The organism is Sinorhizobium sp. GQ132 (genome assembly GCF_059758575.1).
In genome coordinates this window covers 1-398 of sequence record NZ_JCAXDX010000065.1, presented here as the reverse complement: position 1 = coordinate 398, position 398 = coordinate 1, and the positions used below count along the sequence as shown (strand labels likewise).

The window sequence follows — 398 nt, the reverse complement described above, 5'->3', positions numbered from 1 at the left end:
TCGATCGTGCCGAACAGATTGGCGAGCAGCGGAATGTCGCAAATGCGGCCGGAAGCGTCGACCGGCTTCTCGAACAGCAGGGCTGGCCCGCCCGCGAGGAGGACGCGCCGGTGGATCTCGGTGACCTCATGAACGAGCGAAACGGGCCGCGCTATACGGCGCAAGCGGCCGCGCCGCTCGAGCATGGCGGCGAAGTCCTGGAGGTCGGAAAAGCGGCGGATGACTTGATCGCTGCGATACATGCGAGGTGTCTCGCCCGCGAAAACCCTTCTGTCTTTGCTCCAGCGCAAATTGCCCACTGAGGTTGCCGCTAGGTTCTCCGCAGAAGTAACCGAGTCGTCATTAGCAAAAGCGAGAGATATGGAATTCCCACGCCTGCTGACAGCACCTCTTGCCGT

At 61.8% G+C, this 398-nt stretch carries 1 pseudogene; it reads right to left on the bottom strand.

Annotated elements, in window-relative coordinates:
* A pseudogene (locus tag AC6CIG_RS29735) lies at positions 1-242 on the bottom strand (UbiD family decarboxylase); the annotation flags it as partial.
* Positions 243-398: the final 156 nt, after the last annotated feature.